Below are 22628 nucleotides of genomic sequence, written 5' to 3' on the forward strand. Positions count from 1 at the left end.
CCTCAGAAACGAAAGCCCATTTTCTGCATACATATAATACGACGAACCATATCGATTGCGGAGGTGGGCATAGTGACTGAGAAAAGAGAAAAAGAACCTTTATTCTATATACAGCAGCCGAATTTTCAAATTCCTGAAAACAGGATGCAAACCATCTATTCCAGCAGAAAAGCAGAGCAGGAGCGCAAGGAGAAACAAAATGACAGTTTATTGGATTTGGCTGGCACTAAAGAGGAACAAACGGTGCCGGAAGAAAAAATCGAAAATACTGCTGGGCAAATTGAAGTGCAGGAAGCCATTGAAGAGTATGAATCCGGGAGAGAAGAGAAAAAAGGTGCATCCTTTGCTTTTACGACTGAAAAAAGAAAACCATCTTTCAATCGTGTAAAGAGTTTTAAGGAAATGGACACACTTGAACGCCTGGATTACTTAATTGATTTTCCAAAACAGCTTCCGCCCATACCATGCATATTTGAAACCGGGGAAAAGGCCATAAGGGGATTTCTTGTTTCAAAAAATGAAGAATGGATTGAGGTAAAGTTATTTGATGAAAGTACTGAAAAATTAAATCTTCAATCATTAAAAGCCGTCAAAATGATTGGTCTTAGAAGGTAGATCTTATTGCTAAAGCAGGCCGGCAAAAAAATAGCCAGCCGAATGTTCGGCTGGCCTCTTTTAATTAGTCTTCGCAAATATCCAGGTCAACATCTGCAATACATTGAACAGCGCAGAAGCATGTTAAGTCAACTGTTACGCAATCATTTGTACTGCGGAAGTAGTCAACTTCGCAAACCTTTTTCAGGTCGATGCAGCAGTCATCAACTAGGTTTACGGTTTTGTCAGGGCCAGATTTTCTGTTTACTGGCTCCAGAACGCGAAGCACTGCACAGCAATTATCAAATACTTCTTCTACTCTAAAGAAGATCGATACACAAGCACAGTCATTTCCTGTAAAGAATGCATGGAATGGTGACCCGTCCGCAGTTTTTAGTGTGAATACGCGTGTATCTGGACGCTTATGGCGCTTTCTGCCGGAAGGTGATATAGCTCCAAGCGGCTCCAGGAAACAGTTTGAAGGGCATTCGCACGAATCATCTGCGTTATCTTGAATATCTTTTATAGCACGAAGTACTTCACATACACAGCTTTTGCCTTTGAAGTCGTCTTTTTTTCCACAACCCATTTTTGTTTTCCTCCTTGTTTGTTTCTTGTGGTCTACACTACTAACATATTGCCGAAGTGCCCTATGGGTTACGGACAAACGCCTTGTTTTTTCAAAAAATAGGCTATTTTTTTATAGTTGAGGTGAAATAAATGGACATAACACCTATGGAACTGCTGATTTTAGCTCTTGCAAGCTTCAGGCTGACCAGACTGATTGTATTTGATAAAATCACCGAATTTTTGCGCAAGCCTTTTCTGGAAGAAGTGGAAGAAAAAGATGAAAACGGCGAAATAGAAGTTTTTTGGGTAGTGAAAGAAGGAAGAGTTCGGAGCTTTTTCGGGGAGCTTTTAAGCTGTTATTGGTGTACTGGTGTGTGGAGTGCCATACTTTTATATGCTTCCTATTACTTGTATGCATCTTTTGCAGCTCCGGTGCTGCTTATTTTAGCAGTTGCGGGACTGGCAGCTATTATAGAAGTCATTGTGCAAAAACTGATTGATTAGCATAGGTCTATTTATATTTTATTTGGGCGTTTGTTTTACACAAGCTCCTGAGGCTCCGCATAAATTATTTAGTGGAAAATTATTGTTAATGGAGGGCCTCATCGATGATTAATCAGGATAAAGATCAGCAAACGGAAAAATCTCAGCCGGTCATTAAGAAAAAGAAAAAGAAAAAGAAAAAGGGATGCGGCTGCGGAAAAAAACAATAAAAAAATAGGAGCCGGTGTTTCCGGCTATTTTTTTTGGTTTTTTTCTGGTAAAAATAGGCTGGATATTAATGTTCATAAATCCAATACATTTCGAGGACAATATAATTAAAGATTTTACATAGGAAGGGACTAATATGAAAAAGAGACTGTTATTGATTATTGCATTTTCACTGAACTTATTATCAGGATGCAGCGATGATGGAAAGGTAACGGACAGCGACCTTGCACTCCTCAAAACGACCCATCCGCCTGCAGTATTAATTGATAAAAATACGAAGGAAAATTTGGATTTAGTCAAAAACATTGAGCATGACGTTGAAAAAATGAAAGAACTTTATGATGTAGCTGTGGTCAAAAGCAATGGGGATACACTTGTAGCCTATAAGGTGAAGCACCTGCAGCGATTCCACATGAAAAAAATTGAAAAGAGAATGACAAAAATGCTTGAGGAGAAATATCCTGATGAGAACTTCATTGTTTCAAGTGATTATAAAATCTTTATTGAGGCAGTAGAACTCCAGGAAAAAATGAAAGATCCCGAATTTACAGACAAAGAGGCTAAAAAGAAGCTTGATAAAATCATTAAACTTAAAAATGAAATGACATAGGAGGGAGCGGGAATCATGAGCAAAAAAAGTAATAAAACCCCTGAACAGCAGCAATATGAGAAGCTTGAGCAAAAGCATGAACTTAAACGCCCGGTCCTGAAAAATTGTATTCGTGCTTTCTGGGTAGGAGGTCTTATCTGTACTGTTGGACAGGCAATAACGTATTTTTATATCTATTTCTTTAATTTCACCGAACAGACAGCGGGAAATCCAACTGTTGCTACCATGATTTTTATTTCCATGCTGCTGACAGGCTTTGGGGTATATGACCGTTTGGGACAGTTCGCAGGAGCAGGCAGCGCCGTTCCTGTAACAGGCTTTGGGAATGCTGTCATTTCAGCTGCTATTGAGCATCGAACGGAAGGTTTTGTGCTGGGTGTAGGCGGGAACATGTTCAAGCTCGCTGGATCAGTTATACTTTTTGGTGTATTTTCTGCTTTTGTAGTAGCCCTGATAAAAACGTTATTAACTATTTGGGGGGTTATTTAATGCTGAAGGGAAAACAATCCTGGGTTTTTCAGAATCTCCCGGTCATTGCAGCAGCCGGTGTTTCAGGCGGGCCTTTTGAGGCAAATGGCAATCTGTCAGAGGATTTTGATGTTCTTCATGATGATTTATGGATGGGTGAAGACTCTTATGAGAAAGCGCACCGGATCCTTTTGGAAGAGGCGGGGCAAACGGCCTTAAATAAAGCAAATCTCCAAAAGGAGGATGTTCAGTTTTATATAGCAGGGGATTTAATTAATCAGATAACACCTTCAAGTTTAAGTGCAAGAGCCAATAAAATCCCTTATTTCGGGATCTTTGGAGCTTGTTCAACTTCAATGGAAGGACTTGCTCTGGCATCCTTCATTGTCAATTACCGGGGTGCTGATTACGTTTTGACAGGAGCTTCCAGTCATAATGCCGCTGTTGAAAAGCAATTTAGATATCCTACAGAATACGGAGGCCAGAAACCTCCAACAGCCCAATGGACAGTAACTGGTGCAGGTGCGGCTCTGGTATCCGCTAAAGCAGCTGGAGGACCTAATATGCCGGTTACCACTTCAGCCACCATCGGCAAAGTAATTGACATGGGTTTGACAGATCCTTTTAATATGGGAGGGGCAATGGCGCCTGCAGCAGCAGATACCATTACGGCACATTTTAAGGACATGCAGCTCGATCCATCCCATTACGATTTGATTGTCACAGGGGACCTTGGCAGAATTGGCCAGGAAACGGCTTATGAACTGCTCACAAATAATGGGTTGAAAATAGACAGAGAGAAATTTAAAGATTGCGGATTAATGATTTATAAAGATGATCAGCCAGTCCAGGCCGGAGGGAGCGGTGCAGGGTGCTCGGCTACTGTTTTGTACGGTCATCTCTTAAATCAAATGAAGCAAGGGGCTTATAGAAGAATTCTTGTGGTCGCAACGGGTGCGCTATTATCGCCTTTGACATTCCAGCAGAGTGAAAGTATTCCCTGTATTGCCCATGCTGTTTCTATCGAAATGAATTAGAGGAGGAAATTGAATGCTGCCTATGTTTTTCTGGGCTTTTGTAATTGGAGGCCTGTTTTGTGTATTCGGCCAAATAATGTTTGATGTTTTTAAACTGACACCAGGCCATACATTGAGTCTTTTAGTTGTAATAGGAGCTGTTTTGGATGGTGTCGGACTATATGAACCACTTGCGGATTTTGCCGGAGCCGGTGCGACAATCCCGATAACCAGCTTTGGCAATTCCCTTGTCCATGGAGCCCTTCAGGAAGCTGATCAACACGGGCTGGTCGGCGTGTTGACAGGAATGTTCGAAGTGACCAGCTCCGGTATTTCAGCAGCCATTATTTTCGGTTTTATCGGTGCATTAATTTTTAAGCCGAAAGGTTAAAGGACAAAAGGAAAATACAGAGGAATGCTCCTTTAAGTTATATAGTACAGGCCCCTTATTCCATCTGAAAGAATAATCCAAGCCCGTCTTGGGAGCTTGCCCATACATCCTGCTTATTAATCACATATTGTGTAGGGAGAAATCCAAGTGAGGTGAGAGGCATGGGCTATGGCTATGGAGGCTGCGGATATGGCGGGGGCTATGGAAATACGTTTGTTTTAATCGTCGTCCTATTCATTTTACTCATTATCGTCGGAGCAAGTTTCTACAACTAGATTGTAAAGAGCTGACTCAGAACCGGCAGCAGGTTTTGTGTCGGCTTTTTTGTATATAATGTACATAAATGATTAATGATTAATACATTTCACGTTTTCCGCCCACCTTCATAAGATATAAAAGAGTAAATGAAGGAGCGTGATTGAGCAGCATGGATAACAACTTTTTTAAAAACCTTGAAAAGAAAACAGGCGTAAATATGAAGGATGTATTTGAACTGGCCGGCTCTTTGCAGAGTGCAAATTTTAAAGATGAGAAAACAGTGCGAAATGTAATCAAAAGGGTTTCTCAGATTGCAAACAAACCCGTCTCAAAGGATATGGAAGATAAGATTGTCAAATCGATCGTTGCTGATGGTAAGCAGCTTGACTTTAATACCATTTCCCAGATGATGAATAAAAAATAACAGAAGGGCCTGGCCGGGTTAGCAGCCAGGTCTTCTGTTTATTTTTCGTCTTTGTTTCTGCCGCTTCTTGTGATGGGGGCAAGGAACCTTGATGGATATGCCTTTCGTCCACGCCTTTTTTCCGGCACAGATATATATAAATCCTTCCTGGCCCTTGTTACAGCAACATACATTAATCTTCGCTCTTCCTCTAATGGGGCAGACTCACCTGAACGGTAAGTTTCCAGAGCATGATCATGCGGGAGGTTTCCTTCAACTGCACCGGCAACATATACCACATTATATTCAAGCCCTTTCGCACGGTGGATAGTGCTTAATGTAACGGCATTATCATTATTTCTGCTTAGGCGCTTAATTTCTTTGTTCATGGCTTTCATATGTTCAGTATGCTCCAGAAACTCTTGAAGAGACTGGAAATTACGCGCAGCGACCTTCAAATCTTTTATATCATCAGAGCCTTTATCCATTTTATTGCCTTCATTGCCTCGTTTTTTTATAAAGTCCTGAAATCCCAATTCTTTTTCAACCGTTTCAATTGCGGCGGTGGGAGTAAGCCCTGAGATTGATCTTGTAACAGGGATCACTTTTTTTAATTTGCTTTCCTGAAAAGCAAAGCCTGTTTTTATAAACTTCAGGCTCTCCAGCAATGAGCAATCCTGTAAGATGCTTTCTGCCTTAATATCCTGAAGGACGGATTGTTTAACAAACAAAGAAGGCAGCATATCCTTTAAAGCATTTTGGTCATCCTCATTTACCGATAGCTTTAGAAAAGCAAGCATGCTTCGAACAATAAATCGTTCATAAAATGATTCGGCATCCTGATCCAATTTAAAGGGAAGGCTGGAATTAGCCAGCCGCTCAAAAATGGCTCTGCTCCCGGTATGGGTACGGAATAATACTGCAAAATCCCCCGGTTCATATCCTTCTTCAATTTTTTCCCGGATATCAGTCAGGATCATCGTAGCTTCTTCTTCCTCATCATAAGGAAAAAAGAGGAAGGGGTGCTGTCCACCGGAAAATTGAGCACTCATGCTTTTGGGACGTCTAAATTTATTCAGAGAAATGATTTTGTTTGCAGCTGATACAATCTCATGAGCAGAGCGGTAATTCTGGTTCAATGTTATTACCTTGGCACCAGGGAAATCTTTCTCGAAATCCAAAAGGTATTGGGGATCGCTTCCTCTGAAGGCATATATAGATTGATCATCGTCTCCCACGGCACAGACATTTTTAGTTTTATCAGACAGCATTTTCATTAGCTCATATTGAACATTATTAATATCCTGGAACTCATCAATCAGGAAATAATGAAAGCGATTTTGATATTGTTCAAGAATCTCTGGCTCTTCCAGAAAAAGGGCATGGCAGCCTGTAAGCATATCATCAAAATCAAATAATTCTTTTTTTGTTTTTGTTTGTTCATACCTTTGATAAAGAATAGCAGTTTGTTTCTCCCAATCATTCTTTGGGTTTACCTTGCCAGGTATGATAAGAGAATTTTTCCAATAGCTGATTTGCTGGAGGGCAAGATCAAAGGCGAATTCCTTTTCATCGAGTTTTAAGTCTTTGCTGGATTCTTTAATAATCTGTTCCCGTTGCCATTCTTTATTAAGAAGCTTTCCTGAAGCCCATTTATCCGGATTGTGGAAAGATAGGATCCGATAAAATAAGCTGTGAAAAGTGCCTGAAACAATTTGCCTGACCTTTCGGGCATCCATTCCGGGGTATTGGATAAGGCGCTCCTTCATTTCAGCAGCAGCCTTAGCTGTAAATGTAACAAGCATTATGGATTTAGGGTCGATATTTTTCTCGCGAAGCATAAAAGCAGTTCGTGTTGTTAAAACACGGGTTTTGCCGCTGCCTGCACCTGCAAGAACGAGCAGCGGGCCATCTAAATGAGACACAGCCGCTGCCTGCTGTTTATCTAAGAATACACCTGCCTGTGAAAGGGACTTTAGGTATTCATCAGGGAAACTGGGACTCGCAGTACCTTCATTAATATAGGGTGGGATATTTTTTACCGGCTGAGCTTTTTTAAAGGCTGATTCGGTTTCCTTTATTGCCGCTGAAGCAATTGACCTCGAAACAGGAATTTTAAACCCATTTCTTTCTATATATTCTTCAGTCTCAGTCTGGACTGGTTCGGTGTTAAGAATTATATCTTTGCACGTTCTGCTGCTCTGATGAATATGATAAAAATGAGGTTCCTCAATAATTCCCAAATACAAACGGACAGAAGCTCCGCAATCAGGACAGCACAGCTTTCCTTTTTTGCCTTCTTCATAAATATGCTGAAAACTTTCTCTGTTCAATTGTTCCAGATCCACAGTCTTATTATGTAACTTTGCTGTTTTCATAAAAATACCCCATTATATATAAATTGCCGAGTTTAACAATATTATTTCTTTATAACAACAAGACAAATTTAATCATAACAAACCGGTAAAGGATTCTAAAGTGCTTTTCTGTTTAAAATTTCATGGAAACGGGTACATAAAATTAAATATAGTTACGTATTCTTTTATAATCAGATAAATACATAATTGAAAGGGGAGTCTTCATGGGCTATATTCTGCCTGTAACTTCATATCAATATAATCAGTATGCAGAAAGAGAGATTGGCACAAAGTATGATCCTTTCCGCTTCGTGCCAGTTTCCAGGATATCAGCACAATCCAATGAAAAAGCTTTCCGCCACGAACTCCCCCTTGATTTTCAAAGAAGGTCAACTAAATCAATTACTAAAGAGCGGGAAGACACCCAAACACGCAACACAAGGAAAAAAGCAGAAGAAACATATGGAGAGCTGACAGGAAAAGGGCGTTTTATTAGTGAATGTATTTAAGAAAGAGGCATCAGGCAGAAAAAGGAGAGGCTTAGTACGTTTGCACGTGCAATGCCTCTCCTTTTTTCCATTCAGCATACAAAACATCTTTGACACCGTTCGCTCCCCATTTTTTTATTTCTTTCTTTAGTATCTTTTCGTCCCAATTAATGCTCTTAAGATTATCCCAAACCACCTCTCCGTCTAAAATTAATGTTACAGGCAGTTCTGCATTATTTATTGGGAGATTTAAATCCTGAATAGTTGGTGCCGCGAAAAGCGGCTTTTTTAATGCGCTGACCGTTCCATCTGTTTCCAGAATGGCATATTCACATTCCCTGATTGAAAAAACATCTTTTGATCGGAGGAGGTGCTGAAGCTGATTGATATCAAGATGATTTTTCTTCAGTTCTTCGTAAATAATTTTCCCTTTTTTTATAACTATTGAGGGTTCACCTTCAAGAAGCCTGCGTGCCCGTTTATATTTCTGAGTAAGGATTTCCGTCGCGTAAATTAAAGTTCCCCATACTGTAACAGCAAAGAAAATTTCGGGTATTCCAGTCTCCTGGTCGTATAAAGCATTGCCAACCAGCTCGCCTAGCACGATGGCAGAGATAAAATCAAAAGGAGTAATTTGTGTAATTTGTGTTTTTCCCAGGAGTTTCGCCATAATAAACAAGAAAAAATATCCTACCACAAGTACACTTAAGATATGTAAATATTCCATTCAAACCACTCCTTAGAATGCTGTATCCCAAATAGTGTTTGCAGACAGCCCGAAAATTATTGCATATAAGTTTCAAAGCAGCTTCTAACGCGTGTTGTCTGGGATGAGGCATCAAAAAAGCTCCCGCCATCATGGCAGGAGCTTGTCCGTTATATCGTTTTCTTCATTGTACGGTGCGGGATTCCTGCATCCATAAATTCTTCAGAGATCACCTTATAGCCCAGTTTTTCATAAAAAGGTATGGCCTGAGTCTGGGCATTTAATTTTAAGGCAGACAATCCTTGTTTCAAAGCATGTTCCTCAATTTTATCCATTATTGCTTTTCCGGATCCGCTCTTGCGGTGTTCCTTCAATACGCAAATTCTTTCCACTTTGCCATTGCCGTCAACGGTACGAAACCTTCCGGCACCTGCTGGCATGCCATTATTATAAAGCACAAAATGGACTGCTTCGTCCTCGAACTGATCGATTTCCTCTTCTTCAGGAACATTTTGCTCGCTGACAAAAACGTGTTTCCTTACTGAGAAAGCATCTAGCAGTTCTTGCTCAGATGATACAACTTTTACTTCCATTTCACTATTCCTTTCCTAGCCTGAATGTTTCATATACGGTCCAAGAACCATTTTCCAGCTGATACAGAAGGTGAAAACGATCTATAACCTCTTCATGATTCACGGGCTGCATCCTTAAGCTTCCATAAACATCTGAATGCTCATCATTGGAGAGTTTTTGCCCGATGGTAATATGTGGGACAAAATTATATTCGGGTGTTTCTCCGCTAATATGATCATTTAGTTCAATATGTAACTCTTCGAGCTGTGCTGAAGGCTCAATTTTGAAATAAATCACATTGTTGACAGGCTGGAAAGAGCTGATTTTTGATGCATTTATTTGAAATGGGTCGTGTTTCTTAGCTATTTGATAAAGCGTTTCTGTCAGCTGCTTTATTTCTTCTTCAGATGCTTCAAAGCGCGATCTTAAAGTTATATGCGGAGAAATTAGAGCATAATGCGGGTCATACCGCTTTCTATAAGAATTGGCCAAATCCTGCAGCTTTTTTGACGGGAAAATAACGATGCCGTAATTAGTCTCCATACAACAACCTCCATGTTTATTAATAATTTTTATAATTTGCAGGTTAACTTAAATGAAAAACACTATGTTGAACTATTATAGCAAATTTTCTAAATTCACTATATAATTATACCTTTTTTCACAATAAAAAGCAGTGAGCTTAGGTAATCTTTTTATAGCGGAGTATAGTTCTTTTTACTCAATTTCCAGTTAAAACATAAACTTTAATGCCCTTTTTAAATCAGGCTGCCAGTATGTCCATGTATGATCTCCATCGAATTCATCATAGAAGTAAGGAAATTTCCTTTGCTTAAACAAATTGGAAAGATCCCGGTTTGGAGTAAGAAAATCTTTCTCTTCCCCTCCTGTGGTTTTTACAGATGTCTCGCCTTTCCCGATAACATGATAAATATTAAGAAGGTGAGGATGGGTAAATTCCTTTACTGCTTCTGAAACGGAGTTATCAACATAAGGTGATTGAAGAATTAACCTCCCGAAAGTATTAGGGTATTGAAGGGCCGCCATTAAGGAAACAGTTGCAGCAAGGGAATCTCCCATAAGTGCTCGTCCCATTCCCATTTGATAGGTAGGGAATTCCCGGTCAAGATATGGAACCAGTTCATGTGCAAGAAAACGGATATATGCATTATGCTGTCCGCCGTCCGGATGATATTTCTCCCATCTGTCCTTGACGTTTTTATAAGGGACACCAACAATAATGATGTTTTCGATTTCTTTTCCATCTAATAATTCATCTGCGATGCGCCCGACTCTTCCCAGCTGGAAGTAATCTTTCCCGTCCTGAGCTATAACAACAGTGTATTTATATAAAGGTGAGAAGGAGGCGGGTAAATAAATGAGCAGTTCAACTTCTTCACCCAGTTCTTTGCTTTGAATGCTGATATCCTGTATTGATCCTCTAGGGTAATCCATAATGTCTGTTCCTCCGTTTAGTCTTTATGTAAGAGTTTACATGATGATTTTATCATATATATATAGGAATTGCTTTTTACTTGCATTCTCATTCATAGACCGGAATGCAATTTTATTGGAGTAAGTAAGTTTCCATATCATAATACAGCTAGGAATCATTTGACAATTCTAATAAGGTTTATGTTAGTATATAATTGATAAAATCTAATCTTTAAAAGGGGGAAATAGGATGAAAAAGAGAAGTATATTCCTAGCCACAGCTCTTCTGTTAGCGCTTTCTATGGTTCTTGCAGCCTGCGGCGGCGGAAAAGATGAAGGCGGCGGAGATGGAGAAGGCGGCGCAGACAAGCCTAAGTTCATGAGCATCGTGACTGGTGGAACAGGCGGTACATACTATCCGCTGGGCGGATCATTCGCTGAGATTATTTCTGATGCAACAGGCATTGATACAAATGCTGAAGTTTCAGGTGCATCTGCAGAAAACATGAACACACTGAAAGATGGCAACGCAGAGATTGCTTTCTCTCAAACTGACATTGCTTCATATGCGCAAGAAGGTAAATTAATGTTTGAAGGTGCAGCGGTTGACAATGTAAGTGCGATCGGCACACTTTATCCGGAAACGATCCAGATCGTTACTACTGCAAAATCTGGCATTAAATCTGTTGAAGACTTAAAAGGCAAAAAAGTTTCAATCGGAGCGCCTGGTTCAGGAACTGCTGCAAACGCAGAACAGATTCTTGAAGTGCATGGAATCAAATTGGATGACATCCAAAAACAGGACCTTTCTTTTGATGAGTCAACTGCCGGAATCCAGGATGGCAATATTGATGCTGCATTCGTTACAGCCGGAACACCTACAGGTGCTGTAGAAGGACTTTCTGCAACTGAAGATGTTGTGATTGTTCCGATTGAGCAGGATAAAATTGATGCATTAATTGAGAAATATCCTTACTATGTGCAGGATGAAGTGCCATCTGGAACATATAAGCTTGCAGAAGCTGTACCGACAGTAGCAGTACAGGCAATGCTTGTTGTTTCAAATGACCTTTCAGATGATGTAGTTTATGATATTACGAAAGCAATCTTTGAAAACCTTGATAAAGTTACACATGCCAAAGGAAAAATGATTAAGGCTGAAAATGCTGTTAAAGGTACTGGTATTGAACTGCACCCTGGTGCTAAAAAATACTTTGACGAAAAAGGCTTTAAAGCTGAATAATCTTTCACTAACATAATCGAATGATGAAATCTGGCCGGCTGTAAAACCTGATAAGGTTATTGCGCCGGTCAATTAATTTTTAAAATGAAGTGGCAATCTATTGTAAAAGCTGACAAATTTTTTTAGGTGGAGGTTTCATGAACTTTAATAAGCCAGGGTATAAAAAGGCGTTCCTGGCACTCCTCGTAATCATAACCATTGCAATCATGTTCTTCATACCCATTAAGCAGGCAGTTGTTTTTGAGTATCAAAACAAAGGAAAGGTGATTGCTTATTTCCCTATTAAAGAGGACAGAACATTTAAGATAAAGTATACACATTCCATCCACCTTACTGATGTTGTAGAAAGCTATACCATAACCGGAGATGGAAGTATTAAATTGTTCGAACTCATGTATGAGGATTTTGCCATTGGCATGCCTGAAAATGCTTCAGATGGAGAAACATTTGAACAAAAGAACGGCAAATATTATATTAAGAATATGAAAAGGGTTTTTCCTTCATTTGACTTAAGGCTGGGTAAGGTCAGAGCCAATCACAGATTGATTTTGCAAGGCCGGGAATATGTCCTTACAGATTATATCGAACCTGGTACATGGGTACGAATAAAGGCGAAAAAGATAAACTTAATCGAGGTGTTGAAAGGAGTGAATATCCTTGGAAAATAAAGGAGAAACATTATCTCTTGAGGAACAGCAGAAATTGCTGGAGAAATACGATCCAGAGGCTGGTACAAGGAAATTAGGAGGAGTATTAGGCTGGATCGTCTTTTTTGGGCTTTTGGCATTTTCGCTTTTCCATTTATATACAGGGGTTTTCGGGATGCTTACAGCCCAGCTGCAGCGTTCGATTCATTTAGGTTTTGCATTAGCCCTAATCTTTCTATTATTCCCTGCAAGGAAGAAAGACAGGGGACGAAAGCATAAGGTTGCCTGGTACGATATCATTTTAGCTATACTGGGTATTGCTGTAGGAGCTTATTGGCCACTTTTTATTGATGAAATTGTCATGAGGGCAGGCCGTCTGACCGAGATTGATTTTTATGTAGGTCTAATTGCAGTTCTTCTGGTTCTGGAAGCGACCAGGCGTGCGGTTGGTCTTCCCATCACCATTATTGCCGTCATTTTTCTTGCCTATGCGATGTTCGGGCCATATATGCCGGCATTTTTGGCGCACCGGGGTCTTGATTTAGAAAGATTGGTGCAGACCATGTTCTTTACGACCGAGGGAATTCTGGGTACCCCTTTAGGCGTATCTGCTACGTTTATTTTCCTATTCTTGTTATTTGGTTCGTTCCTGGTAAAAACGGGGGTTGGCCAGTATTTTAATGATTTGGCGGTATCCATCGCTGGAAAGAGAACAGGCGGACCGGCGAAGGTTGCCATATTCTCAAGTGCACTGCAGGGAACAATTAGCGGAAGTTCTGTAGCTAACGTAGTAACTTCAGGCTCATTTACCATCCCTATGATGAAAAAGCTTGGCTACAAAAAAGAATTCGCTGGCGCAGTTGAAGCGACTGCTTCAACCGGCGGCCAGATTATGCCTCCAATCATGGGTGCTGCTGCCTTCTTAATGGTTGAGTTTATTGGCGGCGGAATTACATATTGGGATATTGCAAAGGCAGCAGCAATTCCTGCGCTTCTATATTTTGCAGGAGTCTGGATCATGACTCACTTCGAAGCGAAACGTGTAGGTCTTAGGGGCCTTAAAGACGAAGAGATGCCTAACCGCAAAGAAGTTATGAAGAAGATTTATTTGCTGCTGCCGATTTTAGCAGTTATCATCCTGCTGATGAGCGGAATGAGCGTAATACGTGCTGCTCTTTGGTCAATTGTCATTACGGTTGCAGTAAGTATGATCAGCAAGGAAACACGTATTGGATTCAGAGATGCAATCGATGCTTTAGTTGATGGTGCACGCACAGCTTTGGGCGTTGCTGCAGCAACAGCTGCGGCAGGTATTATTGTTGGGGTAGTTGTAAAGACAGGTCTTGGATTAAAGATGGCGAATGGCCTTCTTGATCTTTCCGGCGGGCTGTTGATTCCTACTTTGATGCTGACAATGGTTGCAGCAATTATCCTGGGAATGGGATCACCAACAACGGCAAACTATGTTATTACATCAACAATAGCCGCCCCGGCAATCATTCTCCTGGGTGTACCTGATTTATCTGCTCACTTATTTGTATTCTACTTCGGTATTGTGGCAGATGTCACACCTCCAGTTGCTCTTGCAGCATTTGCCGCAGCTGGAGTATCTGGCGGAGATCCGATAAAGACAGGCGTAACAGCATCCAAGCTTGCCATCGGGGCTTTTATTATCCCATACATGTTTGTCCTGTCACCGGAGTTATTGATGATCGATACCACCTGGTATTACTTAATCTGGGTAGTATTCACCGCTTTAGCAGGTATGATGGCAATTGGCGCGGGTGTAATTGGCTACTGGCTGCGTAAGTTGAATATTTTTGAAAGACTGCTTGGAATTGCAGGAGGCCTGCTGCTTATTTACCCTGAAGGGGTTACTGATATTATAGGATTAGGTATCTTTATCCTGTTAATTGCATTGCAGGTTTTCATAAAAAAAGACGATCAGGCCAAGCCGCAAACAGCTTAATCTGTTAAAAAAAGTTTACGCGCTTGATTCAGAAATTTCCCGAAGTATAAAAATAAATTTAAAGCAAAAAGGAAGGATGCTCATATGAGATCCTTCCTTTTTGCTTCTGTTTGCCGGGGATGTCAAGCTCCTTGGTCGCTATGGCCGATAGAAAGTGTGGCACTGACATAATCTTCTTCACTGCTGGTTAATAGAACAGTGAATGTACCGGGTTCATCGCCTTCATATACTTCTTCACTGAGGGTGTCTTTTAATAGTTTGCTTTTATACTCAATGATTTCACGCTGGTTATTATCTTCTTTAACTCTGTTAACTTCCTCAGCATCTTTCGGAATCCTTTTTTCGATAAATGCAAGAACCTCTTCATTACTCATCTCTTTTTCCATATCCTCAAATTGCAGCTCAATATTAACTGCGCGATGGGTTTTAAACTCTACCAGCATACTGTCTCCATTAAAGCGGGCTATCTCCTCGTTGTTTTTATTTTCACCATAAGCCTCTGTGAAAAGGTCTCGAGTGTCTCCCAAGCCAACTTCTTCAGTTATTCTTTTGTTTTCTTCGGGTGTTTCTTCCGTTTCTGCCCGCTGTTCTTCCGTAGAAGGGTTGTTTTTGTCTTCCTCCTCTACAATTTGCTCTTCAGTCTGATTACAGCCTGCCAGTATAAGGCTGCCTGCAAACAATGCAGTAATGAAAGATAATGAGCTAGATTTCATAAAATCCTTCCTTTCCTAATCATGTGGAATTTAAGGGTCCATTCCCAGTTAGGGAATATATACCCCAAAGGGAGCAGAATAATCGGGAAGGAATCATAATAAAAAGCCGTATTTCTTCTGTGAAATACAGCCTTGATGGATGAAGTGAATTTGTCCTTTAGCTGATCTGGCGAGCTTTCTTTTCGGGCAAAATGGACATAATATGATTCAAATTAAAGATACGCATTTGTTTTCTATATAAACAATAGGCTAAAATCGTACTGCCTCGAAGTTCTTTGATTAATATTTTTCTTTGTGAAAATGAATTGCGTTTGGAGAGATAAATGATTTCCACAGGCTTTCTCTCTTCCATAGCACGATAAAGAATTCCTTTCATAGAGAAATCCCTCCTTACGTTTATTTACATTATAAACGAACATGCGTTCCTAATCAAGTGAAATACGAAAATTTGTTCGCATAAAAAAAGACCTCAAAAATGAAGTCTTTTAAATAATCTTTAAACCCTTATCTTTTAAGTGATTGAGAAGGACAGTTCCATATTGTATGGCATAGCCTAAAAAGATGGCTACTAACAAAGTACCCAATCCGACCGGACCGCCTAAGAGAAGGCCAATGGCCAATGCTAAAAATTCATTAATAATACGTGCAGTCTTCATACTGATATTGAGCCTTTTGGCAGTTGCGATCATTAATCCATCAATGGGGCCGCTGAATAATTGCGGGCGGATATAGATAGATACTCCGAAGCCCAGAAGGATAATACCAGTAAAGAAGGCAAGTATCTGATAGGGATAGTGTGTAACGGTGAAGCCGCTAAAAACAAGCTCCATCCAAAAATCGATCCCCAGACTCGCTAAAATGGTTCCAATAAATGATTTAAACTGCGGTTTTTCCCAGGAGAGTATGGCATTGAAAAATATAAGGGAAGCCGTAACCAGGAATGACCATGTTCCAATGGTAAGACCGAACTTATTGAAAAGCCCAACATAAACAGTGTCCCAGGCACCTGCACCTAGATTGGATAAGATGATTAGTGAAACACCGAGAGTGAGAATTAAATAGCCTGCAATTATTTGAATGAATGTAGTGTATTTAGTCATGTAGAATCCTCCCCAATACATATTACAGCATTTAAATAATTACTCAAGGGGAAGAAGATGTCCAATAGATTCCATGTGGAAAAATATAGAAAAACAGCTCCCGTAAACGGGAGCTGGTCAATGATAATTATACCTTAATATCAATTTTTGCGTTTTTCTTCAATTCTTCTACATGCTTAACGAGCATTTCCTGCTGTTTTTGCTGTTCGAGCTGCTGTTTGATCTGCGGTTTTACTTCTTCCAATTTAGGGGGCTCCTGTCCTTCAGCACCACCCTGGCTTGCATATTCCTCATAGAATTTTTGAATTTCAGCATCTGTAACATTCTCAGGTTTAATCTCGCCTTCGATGTATTTCGTATATTTAATATTGTTGGCAATTTCCGTCTCTAATGAATCGGGATTAAGGCCAGCCTGTTTCATTGCTGTTTCAAATTCCTTATCATTCTTGAATTGTCCTTTTGTTTCTTCGAGCTGCTTTTTGACTTCTTCATCAGAAGCTTTATAGCCTTTTTTATCAGCCTCCTGGAGAAGAAGCGTCTGGCCCACTAGACTGTCAAGTGTCTGCTTCTTAATTTTCTCTGCAGCATCTTTTGTAGTAGGGTCTTGTCCCATTTGCTGATACATCATTTGTGAAGAAGTAAGCACACTGTTATACTCACGTCCAAGAATTTCCTGGTCATTCACAATTGCAACTGTCTTTTTTTCATCAAGCTTTTGCTTATCCATTTTCTTTTGCATTTCTTCCATTTGCTTTTGCTGGTCCTGCTGATCGGTTTCAGCTGTTTTCGGTTCTTCTTTTTTATCTGCACTCTTGCTTTTATCGTCAGCTCCACAAGCAGCTAAAACGGCAGATATTAATACTAGTAAAAAGGGATACATTAGTTTCTTCATTGATATTTCTCCTTCCGTAACCCTGTATAGTTTGATTCAACTAACAAATGAATCATATAGAGGGCATTATAAAGCATATAATCATAAAAAGATACCTTTAAGGTACAAAAGCCGAATTTGTAAAGGGAATGTAATCTGGTTATAAAGCTCTTAACCTGATAGTTTCTGGATGAAATATAGGTATTGACTTTTATGTAGTAGTGAAGTATATTTTATATTGTCCCCAATAGAGGGAAATATTCATAACGATTCCGTAGCTCAGCTGGGAGAGCGCTACCTTGACAGGGTAGAGGTCGCTGGTTCGAACCCAGTCGGAATCATCTGTTAAAAGCCTAGAGCCTCAACGGTTCTAGGCTTTTTCTTTATTCTTAAAAATATAGAGTAAACCCCAATTGTTGACGAATTGTTGACGAAATTTTTAAATGCTATTTTTTTGCCGTGTAAATATTGAGTCTAATTTGTTAGCTGCTTCTTGATCTGCAGTTTGTAAAGCATGACCATATGTATCCATGGTTATACGGATATTGGAATGACCAAGTCTCTCTGAAATAATTTTTGCGTGAACACCCTGATTTATTAATAGGGTTGCTGAAGTGTGTCTCAGATCATGTAACCTGATAAATCGGACCCCAGCCCTGTTGGTAAATCGTCTCCACCAGGTAGTAGGCGTAGTGGGATAATAGTGTTTTCCGTTTTCATTGCAAAAGACAAATTCATGCTCATGTTCAATCCACAAATCTCTCATACGCATTTTTTCTTTTTTCCAGTGTATATAGTATTTTTTAAGCTCTTCGACCATCATAGGTGGCAAAGAAATAACACGTTTTGAATTCCTGGATTTTGGACCTTTTAAAATCGGCCTTCCACCAGTACCTCGACTAATAATCTGTTTGATTTGAATAATACCCTTCTCCAAGTCTATATGAGACCATTCCAGCCCTAATAATTCACCCCTTCTTAATCCAGCAGCAAGTGCAAGAGAAGTAAATACACGCCAGTGTATTGGTTCATCCTGGACTGCATCAAACAATACTGCTACCTCATTCTCATTATAAACGTTGATTTCTTTCTCTAGAATACCTCGCTGGCTAGGTTTGCTGACATCTGCTGCAGGGTTATATTTAATAATCTTCCAATCTGCAGCTCGCTGTAGAATGTTTCTAAGGACACGATATACATATTGAGCAGTGGAGACAGCCATAGGACTGCCATCTACTTTTTTTAATTGAGATAAAAAGTTAACGATATGAATCGGCTTTATCTGATCTAGTCGCATATGGCCAAGAGTGGGGAGGATGTGGTTTTTAAAGTGGGTGAGGTACACATCCAATGTTTGTTCACTTAGCCCACCTTTTTCGGCGTATTTTTTTTGCCAGTCTTTTACGAACTCTGCAAGAGTCATTTTTTCAGGAGAAATGTACTCGCCTGACTCAATTTCCATTTGGAACTTCACTAACTCTGACTGTAAGTAGTCATTTAATTTCTTTTTTGTTTTTAATAAAGATTGATCCTTTATTCGTATGGTTTTGGTTTTCTTCTTTCTTTTGCCTTTTGAATCATAACCGACCTCTACAACAAGCATAAAAGAGTTTGTTCCTCGTTTTTGAACGCTTGCCATTATTTTATCCTCCTTATTAATTTTATCAAGATTTTTGATGAGGGAATATATGTTCTGTTTGGTGTTATAATAAAAATGCCTAGCTCAACAGGCAACTTTTTAGGTGGATATTCAATTCTCTGTTCTAAAAAATAATTCCTAATGGTAATATTTAATTGAACGAATAATATGGAGTGAAGTAGTATGCTTACTGATTTTGATATCAGGGCGAAATTAATTGAAAAAATTCATAAAGAAAACCGTGGCAAACACTACAGGGTAATTGAAGAACTAGTTATTTGCGACGGATTGGCCCGTGCTGATGTTGCATTAGCAAACGGAATTTTTCATGGTTTTGAAATAAAGAGTGATCATGATAGCCTGGAGAGATTAGCAAATCAAATAGAATGCTATGATAAAACGTTTGATAAAAATACAATTGTTGTGGGTCAAAAATTCGAAGATCGAATTGCTGACTATATCCCTTCACATTGGGGTATACAAGTAGCATATGTAAATAGGTATGGTACTATTTCAATTAAGAAAATTCGATCAACCAAAATGAATAAAAAGATCTCTTTACACAATCTCTTAGACCTGCTCTGGAATGTTGAGTTAAGGTCTTACCTTAAAGAAAATAAGGTAAGAGGTTATTCAAAAAAAGACAGAACAGGTCTCAAAGAGATGGCAATTGAAAACATTACATTTAAACTATTAAAGGATTATACGAGAGAGACCCTAAAAACTAGGACCGGTTGGAGAGAAGATCTACCATGAGAGTAATATGGTGATTCTCATCTATTGATACCCAGCTTTGAAGATTACCTGGTCCAGTTGTTTCCCCTGAGAATCTATCATAAATCTCAGTGTCTCCCCATGAGAAGTCTGGACCCTTAAAGTGTCCGGACTTTTCAATTATTGCTTTACATCCTTCTAGCACTTTATCAATTTTCAACCCCCCTTTTTTTAGAGTCAGGCCTTTATAGATGAAATATTCATTTTCCGCTGCATAGCGGATCTTGAAGGACATCTGCATTCCGGGAATAAATTCGAAGTAGGAATAATGTGAAATTGTATAATCAGAAAAAATCGGTGCAATGTCTTTTTGCATTAAAGCTTTTCGGATGTTTTCGAATAATATCTTTTCAAACCTTTGAATGGATACTAGTTCCTCTTTAGGTACATTAAGAGTTTCAGGGATCGATCCACTGGCAATGATAATTCGCCTGAATGAGGCAAGTTTAGGAATAGTAGAAAGAGTACTTTTTAACACAAAAATCTGTGTATTCAATGTGTCATTATTAATATACTGTGCGTCAAGTATAAGATCACAATTTGAAAGTTCAATCTCTCTCAATATGTCAGAGAAAGAAAAATCAAAGTCTGGATCGGAAAGCTCATTTGTTGTAACTCTAATCGCTATTCCGTTAGCAGAAATTTCTTTAACCTTTGCAACTTTTTCAGAATCGTCAGAAACATGTACCACTGGAATCATATCGGTCAATACATCATCCATAATGCATTTATCAATGAGCTCGAAATATTTTTCATTATCGATTTCTAGGGCAGCATGCAAGTCAAAGTAGAACTTCCTACTTTTCCAAGCCCTTGTTATATCTGAGAACTTAGAAACAGTATCTGGTGCAACTTCAAATAAAGGAACAATTTTGTCTTTTACATCATCCTTTAATTGAGTTAGTGCATCCTTTTCTCCTGCTTTACACCTTAAAATTGGTACATACAACATTGAAAATCCCCCATTTTGTTAATATTTTTATATTAACAGGAGTAATTAGGTTAAATATAAATGCTGTTCATGCAGTCCCTAACTTCCTGGAATTTTGTTTAATTTCCAATAGAATTCCATGAAATATATGTTCGTTTAAAGTTGAAAAGAAAAGCCCAAAAGGGCCAATCATTGAATCTCTGAGCTATAAATTTTCCAATGGTAATTCAAATCGAAGTCCCCACGTGATTCTAAGGTGCCTTTGATTGTAACACTATCACCTGGTTTTAGATCGGTGAGGAGATTACTCGTAAAATCTGCAACAAAAACATTATAAGCTTCGTTACCTGATGTACTAACATCATCCCACGTTTGACCGGTGTACTCTCCTGCACCTAATACCCAAATTTGTGAAGAACCTATTTCCATTATAGTGCCTGACCAAGTTACTTCTTGACCGTATAGGTAATTATCCCATGTAGGCTTTTTTTCTTCACCGAGTTCTTTATAATTATTTATGAACTCTGGGAAGTTATTGAGAGAGTCAATAGTTTTCTGTTGTTGCTCGGATATTTGTTTTTCGGTGTCACTCGGTTCTTCTGCTTTTTCATTAACTTCATCAGTAGGCTTGTTTACCGGCTCTTTAGTTTCCTCTGTACCTGAACATGCCCCTAAGATAAAGCTTAGAGATAGAACAGAGATAACTAGTAAAAACTTGTACTTCATCTTATCCAATCTCCTTTTTAATAAATTTATGTATTTATGGATTAATTACCCATCAATACTCAATATAAAAACACGCAAATCTACGTGTCACATGGTTTGGTTTTATGGAAAAAACTATCTATTGTTTAAATTTTTTTAAGTGAGCAAGTTCTCTTGGCACACCATATATTTCAGCAATTTCATAGATTGAAAGATGTGAATCTTCATATTCACTTAGACTTTCGTCTGGAAGTAACAACTCTACAGCGAATTGACTTGCTTGCCTTTCGTATTTGCTTTCTGGAAAGAAAGTATTCTTTTTTAGGAATGAAGCATTATGTTTGGGGTGAAGAACCGAGTGACCTAATTCATGTCCCATGACAAAATTACGGACTTTGCCCAAATTGTTATTTATGAAAATAAATTTATTTTTTCTTTCATATTTGTACATTCCCTGGACTTCATCCGTAAAATCCCATGGTACGACATGGACACCAAGTTTCTCAGCGATTAGAAAAGGATCTCTTGTCTTGAATTTCTTAATTAATCGTTGAACTTCAGCAACAATTAAATCCTTCATCTAATCAGTCCTGATTATCACGATATTTCTTTGGAATATACTTTTTGTTAATCCTGGTGGCTTGTCTAATTGCATATTCCATGGCATCCATGATTGATTCCTTTGCTTCCTCGCTAATTGGTTCCCCCATTAACATATAGCCATCGTCTTCAGAAAGGTCTTGACGAATTTTCTCCATTCTTTTTGCGATGTCTTTTTCGTCTTTTGTGGAAGATGTGCTTTTTGTTGATGTTTCTTCCAAGTAACCTGCTACTTTCATTAATTGATCGTAATCCGTCTTTAGAGCTTCTGCAATTTTCTTTATTGTCGTTGGCTTTGGTACTCCTCTTTTTCCTGTCTCTATTCTCGATAATTGAGCAGCGCTGATTTCAGAATAAAGAGCAACCTGATTTAAGGTTAGGTTTTTTGATTCTCTAATTTTCTTTATATATGTTCCGAATTCAGTCATAAGAAATCATCCATTCAACATTAATTTCCATCGATAACTTTATATTAGAGTGTAGCATTACCAAAAGGCAATAAACTTAAAAAAAATATGATAAAAAGTATTGTCTTTTGGTAAAATTGGTGATATTTTATTACCATAAGGTAATGACTTAAAGGGAAAAGAGGTGATAACTTGACTAATTCAACAGATATCATTGTGAGAGCAGAATTCTTAAAAAAGTATTTACTTGAAAAAAATATGTCCGAAAGCAAATTTGCAGAAACTATTGGTGTAGCTCATAGTACAGTTAATCGTGTTTTAAATGGTAAAAGAAATCCTGGTAGTAAGTTTATTGCTGGTGTATTAAAGAACTTTCAGGATTTAAGCTTTGAAGAAGTTTTTTCTTATAAACATGAATTACCAAAAGGTAATAACAGGTACACAGCCTAA

Annotated in this window: 29 protein-coding genes and 1 tRNA gene; 15 read left to right on the forward strand and 15 right to left on the reverse strand. The window is 38.9% G+C overall.

Annotated features, from left to right (window positions below; all coding sequences use genetic code 11):
* Positions 1-72 precede the first annotated feature (72 nt).
* Complete coding sequence (locus BK139_RS03200) at positions 73-615, forward strand: CotO family spore coat protein (RefSeq protein ID WP_076256721.1); 543 nt, start codon at positions 73-75, stop codon at positions 613-615.
* 64 nt (positions 616-679) lie between these two features.
* Here the strand turns inward: BK139_RS03200 and BK139_RS03205 are convergent, their stop codons facing one another.
* Positions 680-1183, reverse strand: a complete 504-nt coding sequence (locus tag BK139_RS03205; RefSeq protein ID WP_035327288.1) for a CotY/CotZ family spore coat protein — start codon at positions 1181-1183, stop codon at positions 680-682.
* A 131-nt stretch (positions 1184-1314) separates the two neighbouring features.
* Between BK139_RS03205 and BK139_RS03210 the strand changes: the two genes are divergently transcribed.
* From BK139_RS03210 to spoVIF, 7 genes are all read left to right on the forward strand, one after another.
* Complete coding sequence (locus BK139_RS03210) at positions 1315-1668, forward strand: DUF1360 domain-containing protein (RefSeq protein ID WP_076256722.1); 354 nt, start codon at positions 1315-1317, stop codon at positions 1666-1668.
* A 343-nt stretch (positions 1669-2011) separates the two neighbouring features.
* Entirely contained in the window at positions 2012-2485 is a 474-nt protein-coding gene (locus BK139_RS03215; RefSeq protein ID WP_076256724.1) for a YhcN/YlaJ family sporulation lipoprotein, read from the forward strand.
* Between the two features lie 15 nt (positions 2486-2500).
* Entirely contained in the window at positions 2501-2974 is a 474-nt protein-coding gene (gene spoVAC / locus BK139_RS03220) for a stage V sporulation protein AC (RefSeq protein WP_076256726.1), read from the forward strand.
* Positions 2974-3990 (forward strand): stage V sporulation protein AD, encoded by a 1017-nt coding sequence (spoVAD, locus tag BK139_RS03225; protein ID WP_076256727.1) that lies wholly within the window; start codon positions 2974-2976, stop codon positions 3988-3990. Before spoVAC ends, spoVAD begins: the two co-directional genes overlap by 1 nt.
* 13 nt (positions 3991-4003) lie before the next feature.
* The gene (gene spoVAE / locus BK139_RS03230) at positions 4004-4360 is read left to right on the forward strand and encodes a stage V sporulation protein AE (RefSeq protein ID WP_035327302.1); all 357 of its coding nucleotides are present in this window, start codon (positions 4004-4006) and stop codon (positions 4358-4360) included.
* A gap of 161 nt (positions 4361-4521) precedes the next feature.
* Positions 4522-4635, forward strand: a complete 114-nt coding sequence (locus BK139_RS03235; protein WP_019381501.1) for a YjcZ family sporulation protein — start codon at positions 4522-4524, stop codon at positions 4633-4635.
* A gap of 152 nt (positions 4636-4787) precedes the next feature.
* The gene (gene spoVIF / locus BK139_RS03240) at positions 4788-5042 is read left to right on the forward strand and encodes a sporulation-specific transcription regulator SpoVIF (RefSeq protein ID WP_076256981.1); all 255 of its coding nucleotides are present in this window, start codon (positions 4788-4790) and stop codon (positions 5040-5042) included.
* Positions 5043-5080: 38 nt separating this feature from the next.
* Here the strand turns inward: spoVIF and BK139_RS03245 are convergent, their stop codons facing one another.
* Complete coding sequence (locus BK139_RS03245) at positions 5081-7399, reverse strand: UvrD-helicase domain-containing protein (RefSeq protein WP_076256729.1); 2319 nt, start codon at positions 7397-7399, stop codon at positions 5081-5083.
* A gap of 203 nt (positions 7400-7602) precedes the next feature.
* On the opposite strand from BK139_RS03245, the gene BK139_RS03250 reads away from it, so the two are divergent.
* Entirely contained in the window at positions 7603-7887 is a 285-nt protein-coding gene (locus tag BK139_RS03250; RefSeq protein ID WP_076256731.1) for a hypothetical protein, read from the forward strand.
* Between the two features lie 31 nt (positions 7888-7918).
* On the opposite strand, the gene BK139_RS03255 is transcribed toward BK139_RS03250, so the two are convergent.
* The 4 genes from BK139_RS03255 to BK139_RS03270 form a co-directional block, all read right to left on the reverse strand.
* Positions 7919-8593, reverse strand: coding sequence for a DUF421 domain-containing protein (locus BK139_RS03255; RefSeq protein ID WP_076256732.1), 675 nt, complete (start codon positions 8591-8593; stop codon positions 7919-7921).
* A 149-nt stretch (positions 8594-8742) separates the two neighbouring features.
* Complete coding sequence (locus BK139_RS03260; RefSeq protein ID WP_076256734.1) at positions 8743-9165, reverse strand: GNAT family N-acetyltransferase; 423 nt, start codon at positions 9163-9165, stop codon at positions 8743-8745.
* A gap of 4 nt (positions 9166-9169) precedes the next feature.
* Positions 9170-9688, reverse strand: coding sequence for a YjcG family protein (locus BK139_RS03265; RefSeq protein WP_076256736.1), 519 nt, complete (start codon positions 9686-9688; stop codon positions 9170-9172).
* 189 nt (positions 9689-9877) lie between these two features.
* A complete protein-coding gene (locus BK139_RS03270; RefSeq protein WP_175609050.1) occupies positions 9878-10600 on the reverse strand; it encodes an alpha/beta hydrolase in 723 nt (240 codons plus the stop codon).
* A gap of 229 nt (positions 10601-10829) precedes the next feature.
* Here BK139_RS03270 and BK139_RS03275 point away from each other — a divergent pair, with 229 nt between their 5' ends.
* From BK139_RS03275 to BK139_RS03285, 3 genes are all read left to right on the forward strand, one after another.
* A complete protein-coding gene (locus BK139_RS03275) occupies positions 10830-11822 on the forward strand; it encodes a TAXI family TRAP transporter solute-binding subunit (protein WP_076256740.1) in 993 nt (330 codons plus the stop codon).
* Between the two features lie 137 nt (positions 11823-11959).
* On the forward strand, positions 11960-12490 hold the full coding sequence (locus BK139_RS03280) for a DUF1850 domain-containing protein (RefSeq protein WP_076256742.1): 531 nt from the start codon (positions 11960-11962) through the stop codon (positions 12488-12490).
* Entirely contained in the window at positions 12480-14438 is a 1959-nt protein-coding gene (locus BK139_RS03285) for a TRAP transporter permease (RefSeq protein ID WP_076256743.1), read from the forward strand. The genes BK139_RS03280 and BK139_RS03285 overlap by 11 nt, the downstream gene beginning before the upstream one ends.
* 122 nt (positions 14439-14560) lie before the next feature.
* Here BK139_RS03285 and BK139_RS03290 read toward each other — a convergent pair whose 3' ends face one another.
* The 4 genes from BK139_RS03290 to BK139_RS03305 form a co-directional block, all read right to left on the reverse strand.
* Positions 14561-15151 carry a hypothetical protein gene (locus BK139_RS03290; RefSeq protein ID WP_076256745.1) on the reverse strand — a complete coding sequence of 197 codons (591 nt, stop codon included), beginning with the start codon at positions 15149-15151 and terminating at the stop codon, positions 14561-14563.
* Positions 15152-15308: 157 nt separating this feature from the next.
* Entirely contained in the window at positions 15309-15527 is a 219-nt protein-coding gene (locus BK139_RS03295) for a hypothetical protein (RefSeq protein ID WP_048009084.1), read from the reverse strand.
* Positions 15528-15636: 109 nt separating this feature from the next.
* Positions 15637-16251 (reverse strand): YczE/YyaS/YitT family protein, encoded by a 615-nt coding sequence (locus tag BK139_RS03300; RefSeq protein ID WP_076256747.1) that lies wholly within the window; start codon positions 16249-16251, stop codon positions 15637-15639.
* A gap of 127 nt (positions 16252-16378) precedes the next feature.
* Positions 16379-17143, reverse strand: a complete 765-nt coding sequence (locus tag BK139_RS03305) for a SurA N-terminal domain-containing protein (protein ID WP_076256749.1) — start codon at positions 17141-17143, stop codon at positions 16379-16381.
* 247 nt (positions 17144-17390) lie between these two features.
* Between BK139_RS03305 and BK139_RS03310 the strand changes: the two genes are divergently transcribed.
* Positions 17391-17463: transfer RNA gene (locus tag BK139_RS03310), tRNA-Val, on the forward strand.
* Positions 17464-17561: 98 nt separating this feature from the next.
* On the opposite strand, the gene BK139_RS03315 is transcribed toward BK139_RS03310, so the two are convergent.
* Positions 17562-18761 carry a tyrosine-type recombinase/integrase gene (locus tag BK139_RS03315; RefSeq protein ID WP_076256751.1) on the reverse strand — a complete coding sequence of 400 codons (1200 nt, stop codon included), beginning with the start codon at positions 18759-18761 and terminating at the stop codon, positions 17562-17564.
* A gap of 183 nt (positions 18762-18944) precedes the next feature.
* Between BK139_RS03315 and BK139_RS03320 the strand changes: the two genes are divergently transcribed.
* A complete protein-coding gene (locus BK139_RS03320) occupies positions 18945-19517 on the forward strand; it encodes a sce7726 family protein (protein ID WP_076256753.1) in 573 nt (190 codons plus the stop codon).
* On the opposite strand, the gene BK139_RS03325 is transcribed toward BK139_RS03320, so the two are convergent.
* From BK139_RS03325 to BK139_RS03340, 4 genes are all read right to left on the reverse strand, one after another.
* Complete coding sequence (locus tag BK139_RS03325; RefSeq protein WP_076256755.1) at positions 19486-20487, reverse strand: beta family protein; 1002 nt, start codon at positions 20485-20487, stop codon at positions 19486-19488. The two genes, BK139_RS03320 and BK139_RS03325, sit on opposite strands and share 32 nt — an antisense overlap.
* A 168-nt stretch (positions 20488-20655) precedes the next feature.
* Entirely contained in the window at positions 20656-21192 is a 537-nt protein-coding gene (locus BK139_RS03330; protein ID WP_076256757.1) for a hypothetical protein, read from the reverse strand.
* Positions 21193-21310: 118 nt separating this feature from the next.
* The gene (locus BK139_RS03335; protein ID WP_076256759.1) at positions 21311-21751 is read right to left on the reverse strand and encodes an ImmA/IrrE family metallo-endopeptidase; all 441 of its coding nucleotides are present in this window, start codon (positions 21749-21751) and stop codon (positions 21311-21313) included.
* Positions 21752-21755: 4 nt separating this feature from the next.
* Positions 21756-22199 carry a helix-turn-helix domain-containing protein gene (locus BK139_RS03340; protein ID WP_076256761.1) on the reverse strand — a complete coding sequence of 148 codons (444 nt, stop codon included), beginning with the start codon at positions 22197-22199 and terminating at the stop codon, positions 21756-21758.
* A 171-nt stretch (positions 22200-22370) separates the two neighbouring features.
* On the opposite strand from BK139_RS03340, the gene BK139_RS03345 reads away from it, so the two are divergent.
* Positions 22371-22628 (forward strand): helix-turn-helix domain-containing protein, encoded by a 258-nt coding sequence (locus tag BK139_RS03345; protein ID WP_083675288.1) that lies wholly within the window; start codon positions 22371-22373, stop codon positions 22626-22628.

It is taken from the genome of Paenibacillus sp. FSL R5-0490 (assembly GCF_001956215.1).
Lineage (GTDB): Bacteria > Bacillota > Bacilli > Bacillales > Cytobacillaceae > Cytobacillus.